Raw genomic sequence first — 17,557 nt, forward strand, 5'->3', positions numbered from 1 at the left:
ACACACGTCGTCCCGGTGCTGAGGACGGCGTGGAGGAGGACGATAGAGGTACCGACAACTCGAGGTGAACCCCATGAGGACGCCCACAGCCCTGGTCCTCACCGCCGCGTCCGCGGCCCTGCTCACCAGCCTCTCCTTCTCCGCCGCCGCGAGCGGAGGTCTGCTGCGGGTCGGAGCTCGCAACGACGCCCGTGCCACGACCTCTCTGGTCAACCACGGGCCCGGCCCGGCACTCCGCCTGGCCAACCGTCCGGGGGCACCGCCCCTGCGGGTCTCCTCCAGCCGGCGCGTCGCCGGGCTCAACGCCGACCGCGTCGACGGCTGGGAGGCGAGCCGCCTGCGCACTCCGGTCATCGTCTACCGCGTCGGAGGGGACGACGACGAAGGGCCGTGGGTGGTCAAGACGTTTCCCGGCCTGCCGGCCGGCTGGTACGTGGCGACCTACCGGGTGCGGGTGACCTTCGAGGCCCCGGCCGACAGCCACGCCGACCTGAGCATCTGGTTCACCACGAGCACTCAGCCAGAGGTGGGCCGGGTCGACGGCTCGCAGGCCGGAGGCGTGCTGGTCCTGGAGGCGACGGCCCTGGTCGACGCACGGACGCCGGTCAGCCTTCGGCTGCACTCGCCGTGGGCGTTCAACACGCAGGGCTCCGCCGTCGACGCCCTGGACTCGCGGGTCACGTTCGTCCCGGCGACGGCGCTGCGCCAGGCCCGGACGACGTACTCGGCGGACTAGCAGCCGGACGCGCCGAAGCCCGGCCCCCGAGGGGGACCGGGCTCCGGGTCTCGACAGGGACCGGTCAGGGGAGCGGGATGCTCGAGATGCCTCGACCGTGCGTCGCCGCGTAGACGTTGCCGTCGTCGGCCAGCTCGACGTCCATCGCCGCGGTGAGCGGCAGGTTGCCACCGAGCTTCTTCCAGGTCGTCGACCTCGCTGGGCGGTAGAGCACACCGAGGTCGGTGCCCAGGACCAGGGCGCCGTCACGGGTCTGCTTGATCGAGCTCGTCGGCACGTCCGGCAGGTTGCCGGAGATGTCGGTCCAGGTCGTGCCGCCGTCGGTGGTCTGGAAGACGTGACCGATCCCGGCCCCCGGTCCCTCGGTGAAGCGGCGGCTGAAGCCGTTCATCGCGAGGTAGGCGTGCTGGGGGTCGGTCGGGTCGACCGCCGCGCCACCGATGTAGCGGTTGGGCACCGCGTCGGGGAGCGTGATCGCCTTCCAGGTCTTGCCGTCACCGGCGTTGGTGGCCAGGCCACGGGTGAAGCCCGAGTTGTTGCAGGGGCCGCACCAGCCGACGTAGCCGATGCCCTTGTCCACCGCGATCGCCGTGGCGGAGTGGCCGGCGCCCAGGTCGAAGGCCTTGGTCCAGTCCGAGCCGGACCGGATCGACCAGCCCTTGGCCCAGGTCCAGACGTAGCGTCCACCGGCGGCCCACGAGTCGGGGTCGGACCGGTCGTACTCGAACGGCGCGATGAACCGCGGAGACGGGTCGGACGGACCGACCTTGCGGGACGACGCGGCCTCCTCGGTGAGGGCGCCGGGGTTGAGCGCGCAGTTCGGCGGTCACCGAGAGCGACAGGTTGAGGAGAATCTCAGCGCCGGGCGCCGCATCACAGGAGGCGTTGCCGGTCGGCCGCAGGTGCCGAACGGCGACGTCAGGGCAGGATGGGGCCATGACCGACAGCCGCGCGGGGCAGCCCGCCCTCCCGGAAGACCTCGTCGACGTCGCCCACCTGGTGACGGCGTACTACACCCTGGAGCCCGACCCCGACGACGTCGACCAGCAGGTCGCCTTCGGCACCAGCGGGCACCGGGGGAGCAGCCTGCGGACCTCGTTCAACGAGACCCACATCGCGGCCACGACCCAGGCGATCTGCGACTACCGCCGCGAGCAGGGGTACGACGGCCCGCTGTTCATCGGGCGCGACACCCACGGCCTGTCGGAGCCGGCGTGGGCCACCGCGCTCGAGGTCCTCGTGGCCAACGACGTGACCGTCCTGGTCGACTCCCGCGACGGCTACACGCCGACCCCGGCCGTCTCGCACGCGATCCTGCGGGCCAACCAGGGGCGCACCACGGGCGGTGGCCTCGCCGACGGGATCGTCGTGACCCCGTCGCACAACCCGCCCTCCGACGGCGGCTTCAAGTACAACCCGCCCCACGGCGGCCCCGCGGACAGCGACGCGACCAAGGTGATCGCCCAGGCGGCCAACGCCTACGTCAGGGCCGGTCTCGACGGCGTACGACGTGTGCCGTTCACGCGCGCACGCGCGGCCGTGTCGTCCTACGACTTCCTCGGGACCTACGTCGACGACCTGCCGCAGGTGCTCGACCTCGACGCGGTGCGTGAGGCGGGGCTGAGGATCGGCGCCGACCCGCTGGGGGGCGCGAGCGTGCACTACTGGGGCGAGATCGCCGAGCGCCACGGGCTCGACCTGACCGTGGTCAACCCGCTGGTCGATCCCACGTGGCGGTTCATGACGCTGGACTGGGACGGCAAGATCCGCATGGACTGCTCCTCACCCGACGCGATGGCGTCCCTGATCGACAAGCGCGACCGGTTCCAGCTCGCGACGGGCAACGACGCCGACGCCGACCGCCACGGCATCGTCACCCCCGACGCCGGGCTGATGAACCCCAACCACTACCTCGCGGTCGCGATCCGGCACCTGTTCGGCGGGGCCCGTCCCCACTGGCCCGACACGGCTCGCATCGGCAAGACGCTGGTCTCGTCCTCGATGATCGACCGCGTCGCCGAGGAGCTGGGCAAGCCGCTGGTCGAGGTGCCGGTCGGGTTCAAGTGGTTCGTCGGCGGGCTGGTCGACGGGTCGTTCGGCTTCGGCGGCGAGGAGTCGGCCGGCGCGTCCTTCCTGCGCAAGGACGGCACGGTGTGGACCACCGACAAGGACGGGATCCTCCTTGCCCTGCTGGCCTCCGAGATCCTCGCGACGACCGGGCGGAGCCCGAGCGAGCACTACGCCGACCTGGTCGCGCGGCACGGCGACCCGGCCTACGCCCGCATCGACGCCCCCGCCGACCGCGCGCAGAAGGCCAAGCTCGCGGCGCTGTCGCCCGACGACGTGACCGCGACGACGCTGGCGGGGGAGGAGATCACCGGCAAGCTCACCGAGGCACCCGGCAACGGCGCAGCGATCGGTGGTCTCAAGGTGACCACCGGGTCCGCGTGGTTCGCCGCCCGCCCGTCGGGGACCGAGGACGTCTACAAGATCTACGCCGAGTCGTTCCGCGGCGCCGACCACCTCGCCGAGGTGCAGGCCGAGGCCAAGGAGGTCGTCAGCGCCGCCCTGGGCTGACCAACCGGGTCAGCCGGGGCCAGCCGTGCCGGCCGGCCGGGGCCGGCCGGGTCCGGTCAGGCCCATCGCTCCTCGCGGGGCACGAAGTCGACGGTGCGGTCGCCGGTGTAGATCTGCTTGGGACGCGCGATCTTCTGCTCCTTGTCCTGGACCAGCTCGAGCCACTGGGCCAGCCAGCCCGGGGTGCGGCCGATCGCGAACAGGACGGTGAACATCTCCGGCGGGAAGGACAGGGCCTCGTAGATGAGGCCGGAGTAGAAGTCCACGTTGGGGTAGAGCTTGCGCTGCACGAAGTAGTCGTCCTCGAGCGCGATCTTCTCCAGCTCCTGGGCGATCTCGAGCAGCGGGTTGACCCCGGTGACCTCGAAGACGTCGTCGCAGGCCTTCTTGATGATCTTGGCGCGCGGGTCGTAGTTCTTGTAGACCCGGTGGCCGAAGCCCATGAGGCGCTCGTCGCCGTCCTTCACGCCCTGGATGAAGTCGGGGATGTTCTCCTTGGACCCGATGCGGCGCAGCATCTTGAGGACGGCCTCGTTGGCGCCGCCGTGCAGGGGGCCGTAGAGCGCCGCGACGCCGGCCGCCACCGAGGAGTAGGGGTCGACCTGCGAGGAGCCGACGGAGCGGACCGCGTTGGTCGAGCAGTTCTGCTCGTGGTCGGCGTGGAGGATGAACAGCACGTCGAGGGCCTTGGCGATGCGCGGGTCGGCGGCGTAGGACTGCTCGCTCATGCGGAAGAGCATCGAGAGGAAGTTCTCGGTGTAGGACAGCTCGTTGTCGGGGTAGACGAAGGGCTTGCCCTGTGCGTGCCGGAAGGCCCACGCGCCGAGGGTCGGCATCTTGGCGATCATCCGGACGATCTGGAGGTGACGGTTGTCGGCGTCCTTGATGTCGTTGGACTCCGGGTAGAACGTCGAGAGCGCGCCGACGGAGGCCATCAGCATGCCCATCGGGTGGGCGTCGTAGCGGAAGCCGTGCATGAAGCCCTTGACGTTCTCGTGCACGAACGTGTGGTAGGTGATCTCGTGCACCCACTGCTCGTACTGCTCCTTGGAGGGCAGCTCGCCGTAGATGAGCAGGTAGGCGACCTCGAGGAACGTCGACTTCTCGGCCAGCTGCTCGATCGGGTAGCCGCGGTACTCCAGGATGCCCTTCTCGCCGTCGATGAAGGTGACCGCGGAGCGGCACGAGGCGGTGTTGGTGAAGCCGGGGTCGTAGAGCGCCAGACCGGGCTCGTCCTCGTCGGTGCGGATCTTGGCGAAGTCCGCTGCCCGCAGCGTCCCGTCGGTGATCTCGAGGGTGTAGTCCTTGCCCGTGCGGTTGTCCCGGACGGAGAGGGACTGGTCGGCGTCGGTCACGTCGGCTCCTGATCTCGGATGCTGGTGAGCTGGAATTGAGGGGGTCGCCCGCCGCCCAACCTATTCCCCCGCCCAGGGACAGGAAACCGAGCCCCCGAGGCGTGAGAACGCGGGGGCGGGCCGCGTTTTGCCCCGCCCGTCGTACGTCGGTAGCATGGCTCGCTGCGGCTCGTGCCGCGTGGCGCCGGCTCCTCGCCGGACCACGCAGATCCGAGACCGGCCCGCCAGGCCGGATCCGGGCAGTGTTCGTCACAGTCGCAGGTCCACCACCAAGCCGCACGCCGCCTGATTCGTCCGAACAGCCGTGCGGTCACGAACGAAGGAGAGGGAGCGCCCGTGCGCACCTACAGTCCCAAGCCCGCCGACATCCAGCGCGAGTGGCACGTCATCGACGCCACCGACGTGGTCCTCGGCCGCCTGGCCACCACCACCGCGAACCTCCTGCGAGGCAAGCACAAGCCGACCTTCGCCCCGCACATGGACGGCGGCGACTTCGTGATCATCGTCAACGCCGACAAGGTCGCGCTGTCGGGCAACAAGAAGAACACCAAGATCGCCTACCGCCACTCGGGCTACCCGGGCGGCCTCTCCGCCACCGCCTTCGGCGATCTGCTGGAGAAGGACCCGCGCAGGGCCATCGAGAAGGCCGTGTGGGGCATGCTCCCCAAGAACCGCCTCGGTCGTCAGGTGCTCAAGAAGCTCAAGGTCTACGCCGGGCCGAACCACCCGCACCAGGCCCAGAAGGCCCAGCCCTACGAGATCACCCAGATCTCCCAGTAATCCCCGAGCACCCAGACTTTTTCGAGTAGCGAGAACAAGGACATCTTCGTGACCGACACGACCACCGAGCAGCCCACCGACCAGGCTGACGAGACCTTCGAGACCAACTCCGAGGGCGTCGCCTACACCTCCGAGAGCGCCCCGTCCGCCGACGCCCCGCAGCGCCCGGCCACCATCGCCCCCTCCGCGGCCACCGGCCGTCGCAAGGAGGCCGTCGCCCGCGTCCGCCTGGTGCCCGGCACCGGCCAGTGGACCGTCAACGGCCGCACGCTCGACTCCTACTTCCCCAACAAGCTGCACCAGCAGGTCGTCAACGAGCCCTTCGTGACCACGGACCTGGTCGGCCGCTTCGACGTGATCGCCCGCATCCACGGTGGCGGCATCACCGGCCAGGCCGGCGCCCTGCGCCTGGGCGTGGCCCGTGCGCTCAACGCCGTCGACGTCGAGGCCAACCGCCCGTCGCTCAAGAAGGCCGGCCTGCTGACCCGCGACGCCCGCGTCATCGAGCGCAAGAAGGCCGGTCTCAAGAAGGCCCGCAAGGCGCCGCAGTACAGCAAGCGCTGATCTTGGCCGGCACGATGGCCGAGCGAGCCGAGCGCAAGCGGGTCTTCGGCACCGATGGTGTCCGAGGGCTCGCCAACGGCCTGCTCACCGCCGAGCTCGCGCTCGACCTGTCCGTCGCTGCCGCCCACGTGCTGGGCGAGGCCGGTGCCTTCAAGGGGCACCGGCCTCGTGCCGTCGTGGGCCGCGACACCCGGCTGTCCGGCGAGTTCCTCGAGGCCGCGGTCGTCGCGGGCCTGGCCTCGGCGGGCGTCGACGTCCTGCGCGTCGGGGTCCTCCCGACGCCGGGGGTCGCCTTCCTCACCGGGCACCTCGACGTCGACCTCGGCGTGATGATCTCGGCGAGCCACAACCCGATGCCCGACAACGGGATCAAGTTCCTCAAGCGGGGCGGCGTCAAGCTCGACGACGAGGTCGAGGAGCTGATCGAGCAGCGGCTGCGCGAGCCGTGGGACCGGCCCACCGGCGCCCAGATCGGTCGGGTCAAGTACCACTACCAGGGCATGCACCAGTACGTCGCCCACCTGGTCGGCGCACTGCCCAACGGCCTCGAGGGGCTCAAGGTGATCGTGGACTGCGCCCACGGGGCGGCCCACGCCTCCGCGCCCGCCGCGCTGCGCACCGCCGGTGCCGAGGTGATCGCGATCAACGCCGCGCCCGACGGGCGCAACATCAACGACGGGTGCGGCTCGACGCACCTGGGCCCGCTGCAGCAGGCCGTCGTGGACCGCGGCGCCCACGTGGGCTTCGCGCTCGACGGCGACGCCGACCGGTGCCTGGCCGTGGACGCGGCCGGCAACGTGGTCGACGGCGACCAGATCCTCGCGATCCTGGCCCTCACCCTGCGCGACCGCGGCCGCCTGGCGCACGACACCGTGGTCGCCACGGTGATGAGCAACCTCGGCTTCGTCCACGCCATGGAGCGCGCCGACATCACGGTCACGCAGACCAAGGTGGGCGACCGCTACGTGCTCGAGGAGATGCAGCGTGGCGGCTTCAGCCTGGGCGGCGAGCAGTCCGGCCACGTGATCCTCAGCGACCACGCCACCACCGGCGACGGCACCTTGACGGCGCTGACGGTCCTGAGCCGCATGGCGCAGACCGGTCAGGACCTGGCCACGCTGGCCTCGGTGATGAAGCACCTGCCGCAGGTGCTGGTCAACGTCGGCGGGGTGGACAAGGAGCGCGCCGGCACCGACGAGGAGCTGCGCGCCGCCGTGGCCCGCGAGGAGGAGCGCCTGGCGGGTTCCGGGCGGGTGCTGCTGCGTCCCTCCGGCACCGAGCCCCTGGTGCGGGTGATGGTCGAGGCCGCGACCCCCGAGGACGCGCGCGAGACCGCCGACCGGCTGGCCGCCGTGGTCAAGGAGCGTCTGGCGCTCTGACCCCGCCGGGGCCGCCGTCGGGGCCGCCGTCGGGGCCGCCGTCGGGTCTGTCGGGATCGTCGTCGGTCGCCTGCTTGCGGCGCAGCCACAGCGTGGACGCCAGGAGCGCGGCGACCACGTAGGTGAGCACCTGGGCGGCCCGCAGGGCGACGACGTGGCGCACCTCCACCCCGTCGCGCTGGATCCCGAGCATGAGCAGCCAGTCGGGCGACCGCGAGCCTTCGTACGGCGACTGGGCGGCCCAGGTGCCCAACGCCGCCCAGGGCACGAGGCACAGCAGGAGCACGAGGAAGACCGCGGCCCTGGCATGGCGCCGCAGGCCCCGGCCACGGACGATGCGGAACAGGCCCAGCGGCGGGAGGACCGCGAGGGGCCCGAGCCCGACGACCACGAGCAGCACCAGCACGTGGCCCGCGACGGTCACCGGGGTCGCGAAGAGCGCGTCGGCCGGGACGTCGACCAGGCACAGCACCAGCATCGACAGGAGCATCGGGGTGAGGTAGCCCAGCCCGACCAGGCGCCACGGGTGCGGCAGCCGCGGCAGGTGGGTCTCACCCTTCGTCTCGCGCCGAAGGTCGGCCTCGAGCACCTCGACGTCCTCCCCGAGGGTGCGCCGCGCCCAGACCACGACGTAGACGAGAGCGGCGAGGCCCGCGAGGACGCCCTGCGCCGTGAGCAGCACCTCGAGCGGCACCCCGCCGTCGTACGACGGGTCGTCGGTGACGTGGGGCACCAGGCCCAGGTTGAGCCCGGCTCCGCCGATCCCCAGCAGCGAGACCGCCGCGGTGAGCAGGCGCTCCTCGGACCGGTCCCTCGTGGTCAGGCGGCGACCTCCTCCGCGTCGAGCTCGGCCAGCATGCGCTTGGCGAACCGGTCGCCCATCTGGTTCATCACCTGGGACATCACGCCCTGGACCATGCCGCCGGCGACCTTGGGCAGGGGGAGGGCCACGCAGATCTCGAGGTAGATGCCGAGCCGGACGCCCTTGGGGTGGTCCTCGAGGGAGTACCACCCCTTGACCGCGGCGGGCTCCTTGCCGCCGCGCGGGGCGTGCTCGTACTCGATGCGCTCCTTGGGGGTCTCCTTCATGCGCTCGGTGAACGTCGGCGCGAACTTCACCGGCAGGCCGGGGATCGAGCCCATGTGCCAGATCCACAGGTCGCCGTCGACCTCGATCCGCTGCAGCAGCGGGGTGAGCCGCGCGACGGTGTCGGGGTCGGTGAGCATCTCCCAGACCCGGTCGCGGTCGGCGGTGATGACGGCCTCGCTCTGCGTGCTGGAGGTGAATCGAGTCATGGCGGGGTCCTACCCGCCCACTCCCGCCCGCACACCGTGACGCAGACCGCGGCGGGCGACGCGGCGCCAGACGAGCTTCTGCACCCACAGGGTGGTGACGCCGGCGACGACGATGCCCAGCACGTTGACGCCGAGCTGGGCCAGGCAGCCCCCGACCTCGCTCCAGAGCCCGGAGGCCAGCGCGACGGCCAGGGTCCCGATCGCGGGCACGGTCGTCACGGAGATGAAGACCCCCACGAGCGGCCCGGACTTGGAGGTGGTGAGGGACAGCACGCCGGCCGACCCGGCCACGAGCGCGACGAGGAACGACCAGATGTCGGGCCGGATGATGAAGTCGGTCTGGGGACCGGTCGAGGCCTCCTCGGGGGTGAACAGCCCGAAGCCGTGGTAGCCCACCGCCCAGCAGAGCGTCGCGAGGCCCAGTGCCATGACGAAGCCGACCGCCAAGGTGGCCAGGGCGCGCGGCACCATGTGCGGCCGGGGTCGCGCCAGCGCGAAGCAGATCGCGGCCATCGGGGTGAACTCCGGGCCCACGACCATCGCGCCCACGATGAGGATCGGTTGGTCGAGGATGCGGCCGGCGCCCGCGATGAGCGTGGCCAGGGTGAGGAAGGCGACGAACGCCCAGGACAGGCGTGACTCCGCACGGAGCCGGTCCTCGATCGCCACCCACACCACGCCGTCGTCGGGCGCTCCCGGGGCGGCCTTCTCGGCTCGGGTCGCGTCGTCGGACAGGACCGTGGAGAGGTCCTCGACGGTGATCGAGCCCTGGTGGTGCAGCCCGAGGTCGCGCAGGGAGCCGATCACCCCGCTGGCGTTCTCCCGCGCGACGTCGGCGAGGACGAGGTCGCCTTCGGGCTTGCGGAAGGCGCCCTCGTGGACCGCCACGTTGGTGACCGTCTCGTCGTCGCAGAGCAGCTCGGTCACCTGCTCCCGGAGGTCGGCGGGCACCCGCAGCCGCAGGTGGATCATGCTCGTCTCACAGCTTGCGCAGCCTGACCCAGGAGACCGAGTGGTCGGCGTTCTTGCGCAGCACGAGGCTCGCCCGCGCCCGGGTGGGCAGGATGTTGCGCTCCAGGTTGGGGCCGTTGATCTCGTCCCAGATGCGGTTGGCCTCGGTCTCCGCCTCGGTGACGGTGAGGTCGGCGTACTTCGAGAAGTACGACGTCGGGTCGCGGAACGCGGTCTCGCGCAGCCGCTGGAACCGCTCGACGTACCACCGGCGGATGTCGCTGGTCGCCGCGTCGACGTAGACCGAGAAGTCGAAGAAGTCGCTCACCGCGAGGCCCGTGCGGCCGTCGGCGCGCACCCGCGCGGGCTGGAGGACGTTGAGCCCCTCGACCACGACGATGTCGGGGCCCTTGACGGTCACCGGGTTGTCGGGGACGACGTCGTAGACCAGGTGGGAGTAGGACGGCGCCGCCACCTCGTCCTTGCCGGACTTGATGTCGATGACGAACCTGAGCAGCGCCTTGCGGTCGTAGGACTCCGGGAACCCCTTGCGGTGCAGGAGCCCGCGGCGCTCGAGCTCGGCGTTGGGCAGCAGGAACCCGTCGGTGGTGACCAGCGCGACCGAGGGGTGGGCCGGCCAGTGGGCGAGCATCTGCTGGAGGACGCGCGCGGTCGTCGACTTGCCCACCGCCACCGAGCCGGCCACCCCGATGACGAACGGGGTGCGCGGCGGCTGGGGCTGGTCGAGGAACGACTCCTGGGCGCGGTGCAGCTGGCCCGCGGCCTCGACGTAGAGGCTGAGCAGGCGGGACAGGGGCAGGTAGACCTGCACGACCTCGTCGAGGTCGAGCTCGTCGCCGAGCCCCCGCACGCGCTCGATCTCCTCGGAGGTCAGCGGCTGCTCGGTCGCCGCGCCGAGGGCCGCCCAGGCACTGCGGTCGAGCTCGACGAAGGGCGAGTGGTCCCGCTCTCGCGCGTGGTCGCGGTCCGCCGAGGCGGCGGACTGCTGGGCCGAGGTCATGCGGAGCATTCTTGCCCACGGGCGTCGCTAGGCTGACCCCATGTGCGGAATCGTGGGGTACGTCGGCCCGAAGTCGGCCGAGCGCGTCATCGTGGAGGGCCTGCGGAGGCTGGAGTACCGCGGCTACGACTCCGCCGGGGTGGCGCTGGTCCACGAGGGGGGCCTGGTCGGTGACAAGCGTGCCGGCAAGCTGACCAACCTGGACAAGGCGCTCGAGGAGCACCCGCTCCCGGAGTCGACGATCGGCATCGGGCACACCCGCTGGGCCACCCACGGCCCGCCCACCGACCGCAACGCCCACCCGCACCGCGGGCAGAAGGAGCGCGTGGCGGTCGTCCACAACGGGATCATCGAGAACTTCGCCTCGCTGCGGCACGAGCTCGAGGCCGCCGGGCACGACCTGCGCTCCGACACCGACACCGAGGTCGCCGCGCACCTGCTGGAGATCGCCGTCGCCGAGGGCGCCGACCTCACCACCGCGATGCAGGACGTGTGCCGCCGGCTGCGCGGTGCCTTCACCCTGGTCGCCGTCGACGCCCAGGACCCCGACCGGGTGGTCGCGGCGCGCCGCAACTCCCCGCTGGTCGTCGGCGTCGGCGAGGGCGAGAACTTCCTGGGCTCCGACGTCGCGGCGTTCATCGAGCACACCCGTCACGCGCTCGAGCTCGGCCAGGACCAGGTCGTGACGATCACCCGCGACGCGGTGGAGGTGACCGACTTCGAGGGCAACCCGGCGCAGGCCCGTGCCTACGAGATCGACTGGGACCTCACCGCAGCCGAGAAGGACGGCTACGACTGGTTCATGCGCAAGGAGATCTTCGAGCAGCCGCGGGCGATCGCGGACTCGCTGCTGGGTCGCCACGACGACAGCGGCAAGCTCCAGCTCGACGAGATCCGTATGAGCGAGGACGAGCTGCGCGACGTCGACAAGATCATCATCACCGCGTGCGGGACCGCGTTCTACGCCGGCCTGGTGGCGAAGTACGCCATCGAGCACTGGACCCGGATCCCGTGCGAGGTCGAGCTGGCCCACGAGTTCCGCTACCGCGACCCGATCCTGACCCGCGACACGCTCGTGGTCGCGATCAGCCAGTCGGGCGAGACCGCCGACACCCTGATGGCGATCCGCCACGCGCGCGAGCAGCGCGCCAAGGTGCTGGCGATCTGCAACACCAACGGCTCGACGATCCCGCGCGAGTCCGACGCGGTGATCTACACCCACGCCGGCCCGGAGATCGGCGTCGCGTCGACCAAGGGCTTCATGACCCAGCTCATCGCCTGCTACCTGCTCGGGCTCTACCTCGCCCAGGTCCGCGGGACGCGCTTCGGTGACGAGATCGCGTCGGTCGTCGACGAGCTCGCCGGGCTGCCGGCCAAGGTCGAGCAGGTGCTGGGCCAGGCCGACCAGATCTACGCCCTCGCGCAGGACCTGCAGGACGCCCGCTCGGTGCTGTTCCTGGGGCGTCACGCCGGCTTCCCGGTCGCGCTCGAGGGGGCGCTCAAGCTCAAGGAGCTGGCCTACATCCACGCCGAAGGCTTCGCCGCCGGCGAGCTCAAGCACGGCCCGATCGCGCTGATCGAGGAGGGGCTTCCGGTCTTCTGCGTCGTGCCCCCGCCCGGTCGCGACCTGCTGCACGACAAGATGATCAGCGGCATGCAGGAGGTGCGCGCCCGCGGTGCCCGCATGATCGTGCTGGCCGAGGAGGGCGACGACGCGGTCGACGACTACGCCGACGTGATCTTCCGGCTGCCCAAGGCCTCGACGCTGCTCCAGCCGGTCGCCGCGGTCGTGCCGCTGCAGCTGTTCGCCTGCGAGCTCGCGACCCTCATGGGCCACGACGTGGACCAGCCGCGCAACCTGGCCAAGTCCGTCACCGTCGAGTAGCCCCGGGAGGTCCGGTGATCGTCGGGATCGGGGTCGACGTGTGCGACACCGCACGGTTCGCGGAGTCGCTGCGGCGCACGCCCACGCTCGCGGACCGGCTGTTCACCGACGCCGAGCGCGTGCTGACCGGCGAGTCCCTGGCGGGGCGCTTCGCCGCCAAGGAGGCGATCGCCAAGGCGCTGGGCTGCCCGGCCGGGCTGGACTGGCACCACGCCGAGGTCGTGCGGGAGCCCGACGGCCGGCCCACCTGGCGCCTGAGCGGCACCGTGGCGGCCGCGGCCGACGGCCTCGGCGCCACCTCCGCGCACCTCTCGCTGAGCCACGACGGCGGCATCGTCACGGCCTTCGTGGTGCTGGAGCGCGACTCGTGAGACGCGCCCACACCGTCGAGCAGGTCCGCACGGCCGAGGAGGCGGCCTTCGCGGTCACCCCCGACGGCGCGCTCATGCAGCGCGCGGCCGCAGGGCTCGCGACCGCCCTGGCCGACCTGCTCGGTCACGTCTACGGCGCCCGTGTCCTGCTCGTGGTCGGGGCCGGCAACAACGGCGGCGACACGCTCCACGCCGGCGCGCGCCTGGCCCGGCGCGGCGCCGCGGTGGACTGCGTGCTGCTGTCGCCCGACCGGACCCATCACGGCGGCCTCGCCGCTCTCCGGGCAGCGGGCGGCCGCGTCGTGCAGACCCCCGGGCCGTCGTACGACGTGGCGGTGGACGGCATCGTCGGCATCGGCGGCTCGGGACCGCTGCGCCCCGAGGCCGCCGCGCTCGTCGGGTCGCTGAGCCACCTCACCTGGGTCGCGGTCGACACGCCCTCCGGGGTCGGGGTCGACGGCGGCCTGGTCGACGGGCCGCACGTGGCGGCCGACCTCACCGTGACGTTCGGGACGCACAAGCCCGTGCACCTGGTGGACCCCGGCGCGCGGGCGTGCGGGGTCGTGCACCTGGTCGACCTCGGGCTCGACCTGCCGCCCGCCCCGGTGGAGGCGCTGCAGGAGCACGACGTCGCGGCGCTGCTGCCGCAGCCGGCGCCGGCGGCGCACAAGTACACCCGCGGCGTCGTCGGGGTCCGGGCCGGGTCCGCCGACTACCGCGGCGCGGGCGTCCTCTCGGTCTCCGGCGCGGCCTGCGGGCTCGCCGGGATGGTGCGGTTCGTGCCCGCCGGCTCGCTGGAGGAGGCCGCGCCGGTCATCGCCCTGGTGCAGGCGGCCCACCCCGAGGCGGTCGTCGGCACGGGACGCGTCCAGGCCTGGGTCGTCGGCTCGGGCGGCGGCGACTCGTCCGCCGAGCAGCTGCGGGCGGCCCTGGCCGACGACGTCCCGGTCGTGGTCGACGCCGACGCGCTGTCCGTGCTCGAGGAGTGCGGGGGAGTCGCGGGCCGGCCCGCGGTCCTCACCCCCCACGCCGGCGAGCTGGCGCGGATGACCGGCGTGCCGCGCGAGGAGGTCGAGGCCGACCAGCTCGGGTCGGCACGCCGGGCCGCGGCGAGGTTCGGCTGCGTGGTGATGCTCAAGAGCCGCCACACGGTCGTCGCCCACCCCGACGGCCGGGTCCGGGTCACCACCGTCGGGCCGCCGTGGCTCGCGACCGCCGGGGCGGGTGACGTCCTGGGCGGTCTCGTCGGCGCGCTGCTCGCCGCCGGCCTCTCGGCGTACGACGCCGCGAGCGTGGGCTCGTGGGTGCACGGCGCCGCGGCCGCCCTGGCCCGGCCCGAGGGACCCGTGAGCGCCGCCGAGGTGGCGCGCGCGATCCCCGAGCTGTGCGCGCGGCTGCTGCGGGAGGGGCCGTGAGCCCTGTCGTGAGGGCCGAGCTGGTGGTCGACCTCGACGCGGTCCGGGCCAACGTGGCCCACCTGCGCGAGGTCGTCGCGCCGGCCGAGGTGATGGTGGTGGTCAAGGCCGACGGCTACGGCCACGGCATGGTCGAGGTCGCGCGGGCCGCCCGCGCGGCGGGCGCGAGCTGGCTCGGCGTGGCGGTCGCGGAGGAGGCGCTGGCCCTGCGTGCGGCCGGCGACACCGGGCCGCTGCTGTGCTGGCTGGCGGTGCCGGGCGAGGACTACGCCCCGGCGCTCGCCGCCGACGTCGTCGTGACCGCCTCCACGGTCGACCAGGTGGCGGCGGTCGCGTCGGCCGCGCGCTCGCTCGGACGCACCGCCGGGCTCCAGCTCAAGGTCGACACCGGGCTCTCCAGGAGCGGCGCCACCGCCGCGGACTGGCCCGGGCTGGTCGCCGCGGCCCGCGCCGCCGAGGAGGCCGGCGACGTCGAGGTCGTGGGCGTCTGGTCGCACTTCGCGTGCAGCGACGAGCCCGAGCACCCGGCCAACGACGCCCAGGAAGCGGCCTTCCGGGCCGCGCTCGAGGTCGCCACCGCGGCCGGGCTGAGGCCGCGCTGGCGGCACCTGGCCAACTCGGCCGCCGCGCTGCTGCGTCCGTCCTCGCGCTTCGACCTCGTGCGGTGCGGCCTGGCGTCGTACGGCCTCTCCCCGGCGCCCGAGGTGCGCGACGCCGCCGGCTTCGGCCTGCGCCCGGCGATGACCGCCCGGGCGACGCTCGCGCTGGTCAAGGACGTGCCGGCCGGCGCCGGGGTGTCCTACGGCCACACCTGGACCGCGCGCGAGGACACCCGGGTCGGCCTCGTGCCGGTGGGGTACGGCGACGGCGTGCCTCGCGCGGCCTCCTCGCGGGCAGAGGTCCTCGCAGGAGGGGTCCGCGCCCGGGTCGCCGGCCGGATCTGCATGGACCAGCTGGTCGTCGACCTCGGGGCCGGCACCGCGGCCACAGCGGGGGACGAGGTCCTGCTGTGGGGCGACGGGTCCCACGGCGAGCCCACGGCGCAGGACTGGGCCGAGGCGTGCGGCACGATCTCCTACGAGATCGTGACCAGGGTGGGCGGCCGGTTCGCCCGTCGTCACCGGGGAGGTGGAGATGCCGAGCACTAGGCAGGTGGCCCGGCTCGTGGGCACGGTCGCAGGGGTCGGCGCGACCGGCTACCTCGCCGACCAGACCCTCGGGCGGCGGCAGCGCAGGCGCGCGCGCCGCGAGGACCCGGACGGCCTCGGCAGCCTGCGCGGCGAGGTCCACCAGGTGCTCACCGACGACGGGATCCGCCTGCACGCCGAGGTCGACGAGGTCTCGCCGTACTCCACCGGACAGGCCGCGCGCCGCCGCACCGACGCCACGGTGGTGCTCGTGCACGGCTTCGCGATGACCCAGGACTGCTGGCACTACCAGCGGGCCGCGCTGCGCGGGCGCCGGCGCATCGTGCTCTACGACCAGCGGTCCCACGGTCGCAGCGAACGCTCGCCCGACGGCCACGCCACGATCGAGCAGCTCGGGCGCGACCTCTTCGCGGTCCTCACCCAGCTGACCGGTGACGAGCCCGTCGTGCTGGTCGGCCACTCGATGGGCGGCATGTCGATCGTCGCCCTCGCCGAGGAGCACCCCGAGCTGTTCGGCGACAAGGTCGTCGGCACCGCGCTCGTCTCGACGACCGCCGGCAGCCTGCACACGCACCGCATGCTGTCGCGCTGGATCCCCGACGCGCTCGGCCGCCGCGTCGTGGAGCGCGGGCTGGTGATGGCCTCGCAGCGCGAGCGGCTGCTGGAGCTGGTCCGCAAGCGCGGCTCGGCGGTCGCCTTCGCGGTGATCCGCGAGTTCGCCTTCGGCGACGGCGCCGTCCCGGCCGCATGGGTGGAGTTCCTCGACCGCGAGATCGCCGAGGTGCCGCTCAACGTGCTCGTGGAGTTCATCCCGCAGTTCGACTCGCTCGACAAGTTCCACGTCGTCGAGGCCTTCGCCCAGGTCCCGACCTGGATCATGTGCGGCACCAAGGACAAGCTCACCTCGATCAGCCACGCGCGCAAGCTGCACTCGCGCATCCCGGGCTCCCGGCTCGTCGAGCTGCGCGGCGGCGGCCACATGTCGCTCTTCGAGTTCAAGGACCGGGTCAACCGCGAGCTCGACGACCTCCTCCTCGCCGCCGACCAGCACGTGCACGCCGCGGAGGCCGCGGCGCTCGGGCCGGGCCGGGCGACCTCGGGAGGCGCGTCGTGACCGGCTCGTCCGGCACCGCCGACATGGCCCGCATCCAGGTCGGCGAGGCCGCGCCCGACCAGGCCGCGGAGGTGGCCGCGGTGATCCACGAGGCCTTCGCCGGCCGCCCCGCGCTCGACCCTCCGGCCCCGGCCCTCACCGAGACCCCGGAGAGCGTCGCCGAGCAGCTGGGCGACGAGGGCGGTCTCCTGGCGTCGGTCGGCGGTGAGCCGGTGGGCGCACTGCTGATGCACCACGAGACGACGGACTGGGGCGAGTCGCTGCTCCTGACCCGGGTCAGCGTGCGTCCCGCGGCCCAGCACCTCGGCGTCGCGCGCACGCTCGCCGCGACCGCCGAGGACATCGCAGCGCGTCGCGGGCTGCCGCGGGTGCACCTGCACGCGCGCGCCGAGCTGCCCGCCACCGTCGACTTCTGGCTGCGGCAGGGCTACCGGGAGGTGTCCCGTGAGGGCACGCTGCTCACCCTGGCCAAGGAGCTCCCGGTCGCCGTCACCGTGCCGACCGGCGACGACATGCAGGCGCTCGGGCGCCGGCTCGCGGCCCTGCTCCGCCCCGGCGACCTCTTGCTGCTGACCGGCGACCTCGGCGCCGGCAAGACCACCCTGACCCAGGGCCTCGGAGAGGGCCTCGGCGTCCGCGGCGCCGTCACCTCGCCGACCTTCGTCATCTCCCGCATCCACCCCGGCCCGCTGCCGCTGGTCCACGTCGACGCCTACCGCCTGGGCGGCCTGGAGGAGCTCGACGACCTCGACCTCGACGTCTCCCTCGCCGACTCGGTCACGGTCGTCGAGTGGGGCGGCGGCATCGCCGAGGCACTCGCCGAGGACCGGCTCGAGCTGTCCCTGCTGCGCTCCGGCACCGAGGACGACGAGACCCGTGTGGTCCGGGTGAGCCCGGTGGGTGTCCGCTGGCTGGGCACCGATCCGGCCGCTGCGGTCGCGCCGGGTCCCGTCGCATAGCCTCGT

The 17,557-nt window shown here is 72.8% G+C and carries 17 protein-coding genes; 11 read left to right on the plus strand and 6 right to left on the minus strand.

The features are described 5' to 3' along the window. Positions 1–73 precede the first annotated feature (73 nt). Positions 74–736 carry a hypothetical protein gene (locus J2S63_RS17115; RefSeq protein ID WP_310304730.1) on the plus strand — a complete coding sequence of 221 codons (663 nt, stop codon included), beginning with the start codon at positions 74–76 and terminating at the stop codon, positions 734–736. Between the two features lie 64 nt (positions 737–800). On the opposite strand, the gene J2S63_RS17120 is transcribed toward J2S63_RS17115, so the two are convergent. Then, entirely contained in the window at positions 801–1,316 is a 516-nt protein-coding gene (locus J2S63_RS17120) for a hypothetical protein (protein WP_310304732.1), read from the minus strand. Between the two features lie 356 nt (positions 1,317–1,672). On the opposite strand from J2S63_RS17120, the gene pgm reads away from it, so the two are divergent. After that, positions 1,673–3,313 carry a phosphoglucomutase (alpha-D-glucose-1,6-bisphosphate-dependent) gene (gene pgm / locus J2S63_RS17125; RefSeq protein ID WP_310304733.1) on the plus strand — a complete coding sequence of 547 codons (1,641 nt, stop codon included), beginning with the start codon at positions 1,673–1,675 and terminating at the stop codon, positions 3,311–3,313. A gap of 56 nt (positions 3,314–3,369) precedes the next feature. Here pgm and J2S63_RS17130 read toward each other — a convergent pair whose 3' ends face one another. Continuing rightward, positions 3,370–4,668, minus strand: coding sequence for a citrate synthase (locus J2S63_RS17130; protein WP_310304734.1), 1,299 nt, complete (start codon positions 4,666–4,668; stop codon positions 3,370–3,372). Positions 4,669–5,004: 336 nt separating this feature from the next. On the opposite strand from J2S63_RS17130, the gene rplM reads away from it, so the two are divergent. From rplM to glmM, 3 genes are read left to right on the plus strand one after another with little or no spacing between them, the layout of a single operon-like run. Then, positions 5,005–5,448: a 50S ribosomal protein L13 gene (gene rplM, locus J2S63_RS17135; RefSeq protein ID WP_310304735.1), complete on the plus strand. Its 444-nt coding sequence runs from the start codon at positions 5,005–5,007 to the stop codon at positions 5,446–5,448. A gap of 48 nt (positions 5,449–5,496) precedes the next feature. Continuing rightward, on the plus strand, positions 5,497–6,012 hold the full coding sequence (gene rpsI / locus J2S63_RS17140) for a 30S ribosomal protein S9 (RefSeq protein WP_310304736.1): 516 nt from the start codon (positions 5,497–5,499) through the stop codon (positions 6,010–6,012). A gap of 14 nt (positions 6,013–6,026) precedes the next feature. Beyond that, positions 6,027–7,391: a phosphoglucosamine mutase gene (glmM, locus tag J2S63_RS17145; protein ID WP_310304738.1), complete on the plus strand. Its 1,365-nt coding sequence runs from the start codon at positions 6,027–6,029 to the stop codon at positions 7,389–7,391. Here the strand turns inward: glmM and J2S63_RS17150 are convergent. The 4 genes from J2S63_RS17150 to coaA all read right to left on the minus strand — a co-directional run bounded on the left by J2S63_RS17150 (position 7,369) and on the right by coaA (position 10,659). Then, on the minus strand, positions 7,369–8,124 hold the full coding sequence (locus J2S63_RS17150) for a hypothetical protein (protein ID WP_310304740.1): 756 nt from the start codon (positions 8,122–8,124) through the stop codon (positions 7,369–7,371). The genes glmM and J2S63_RS17150 overlap by 23 nt on opposite strands. An 86-nt stretch (positions 8,125–8,210) precedes the next feature. Further along, entirely contained in the window at positions 8,211–8,687 is a 477-nt protein-coding gene (locus J2S63_RS17155; protein ID WP_310304742.1) for an SRPBCC family protein, read from the minus strand. Between the two features lie 9 nt (positions 8,688–8,696). Next, entirely contained in the window at positions 8,697–9,659 is a 963-nt protein-coding gene (locus J2S63_RS17160) for a DUF389 domain-containing protein (RefSeq protein WP_310304744.1), read from the minus strand. 7 nt (positions 9,660–9,666) lie between these two features. Beyond that, entirely contained in the window at positions 9,667–10,659 is a 993-nt protein-coding gene (coaA, locus tag J2S63_RS17165; RefSeq protein ID WP_310304746.1) for a type I pantothenate kinase, read from the minus strand. Between the two features lie 40 nt (positions 10,660–10,699). Between coaA and glmS the strand changes: the two genes are divergently transcribed. The 6 genes from glmS to tsaE are packed head-to-tail and all read left to right on the plus strand — an operon-like array spanning position 10,700 to position 17,551. Beyond that, on the plus strand, positions 10,700–12,544 hold the full coding sequence (gene glmS, locus J2S63_RS17170; RefSeq protein WP_310304748.1) for a glutamine--fructose-6-phosphate transaminase (isomerizing): 1,845 nt from the start codon (positions 10,700–10,702) through the stop codon (positions 12,542–12,544). A gap of 14 nt (positions 12,545–12,558) precedes the next feature. Continuing rightward, positions 12,559–12,915: a holo-ACP synthase gene (locus tag J2S63_RS17175; RefSeq protein ID WP_310304750.1), complete on the plus strand. Its 357-nt coding sequence runs from the start codon at positions 12,559–12,561 to the stop codon at positions 12,913–12,915. Beyond that, positions 12,912–14,330, plus strand: a complete 1,419-nt coding sequence (locus tag J2S63_RS17180) for an NAD(P)H-hydrate dehydratase (RefSeq protein WP_310304752.1) — start codon at positions 12,912–12,914, stop codon at positions 14,328–14,330. The genes J2S63_RS17175 and J2S63_RS17180 overlap by 4 nt, the downstream gene beginning before the upstream one ends. Further along, positions 14,327–15,478, plus strand: a complete 1,152-nt coding sequence (alr, locus tag J2S63_RS17185; RefSeq protein WP_310304754.1) for an alanine racemase — start codon at positions 14,327–14,329, stop codon at positions 15,476–15,478. Before J2S63_RS17180 ends, alr begins: the two co-directional genes overlap by 4 nt. After that, the gene (locus J2S63_RS17190) at positions 15,465–16,592 is read left to right on the plus strand and encodes an alpha/beta fold hydrolase (RefSeq protein WP_310304756.1); all 1,128 of its coding nucleotides are present in this window, start codon (positions 15,465–15,467) and stop codon (positions 16,590–16,592) included. The genes alr and J2S63_RS17190 overlap by 14 nt, the downstream gene beginning before the upstream one ends. Beyond that, complete coding sequence (gene tsaE, locus J2S63_RS17195) at positions 16,589–17,551, plus strand: tRNA (adenosine(37)-N6)-threonylcarbamoyltransferase complex ATPase subunit type 1 TsaE (protein ID WP_310304758.1); 963 nt, start codon at positions 16,589–16,591, stop codon at positions 17,549–17,551. The genes J2S63_RS17190 and tsaE overlap by 4 nt, the downstream gene beginning before the upstream one ends. Positions 17,552–17,557: the final 6 nt, after the last annotated feature.

It is taken from the genome of Nocardioides marmoribigeumensis (genome assembly GCF_031458325.1).
Classification (GTDB): Bacteria; Actinomycetota; Actinomycetes; order Propionibacteriales; family Nocardioidaceae; genus Marmoricola_A; species Marmoricola_A marmoribigeumensis.

Coding starts and splice junctions, on each gene's coding strand:
- J2S63_RS17115 (WP_310304730.1), top strand. CDS start 74: ATGAGGACGCCCACAGCCCTGGTCCTCACCGCCGCGTCCGCGGCCCTG.
- pgm (WP_310304733.1), top strand. CDS start 1,673: ATGACCGACAGCCGCGCGGGGCAGCCCGCCCTCCCGGAAGACCTCGTC.
- glmM (WP_310304738.1), top strand. CDS start 6,027: ATGGCCGAGCGAGCCGAGCGCAAGCGGGTCTTCGGCACCGATGGTGTC.
- J2S63_RS17155 (WP_310304742.1), bottom strand. CDS start 8,687: ATGACTCGATTCACCTCCAGCACGCAGAGCGAGGCCGTCATCACCGCC.
- J2S63_RS17160 (WP_310304744.1), bottom strand. CDS start 9,659: ATGATCCACCTGCGGCTGCGGGTGCCCGCCGACCTCCGGGAGCAGGTG.
- coaA (WP_310304746.1), bottom strand. CDS start 10,659: ATGACCTCGGCCCAGCAGTCCGCCGCCTCGGCGGACCGCGACCACGCG.
- glmS (WP_310304748.1), top strand. CDS start 10,700: ATGTGCGGAATCGTGGGGTACGTCGGCCCGAAGTCGGCCGAGCGCGTC.
- J2S63_RS17190 (WP_310304756.1), top strand. CDS start 15,465: ATGCCGAGCACTAGGCAGGTGGCCCGGCTCGTGGGCACGGTCGCAGGG.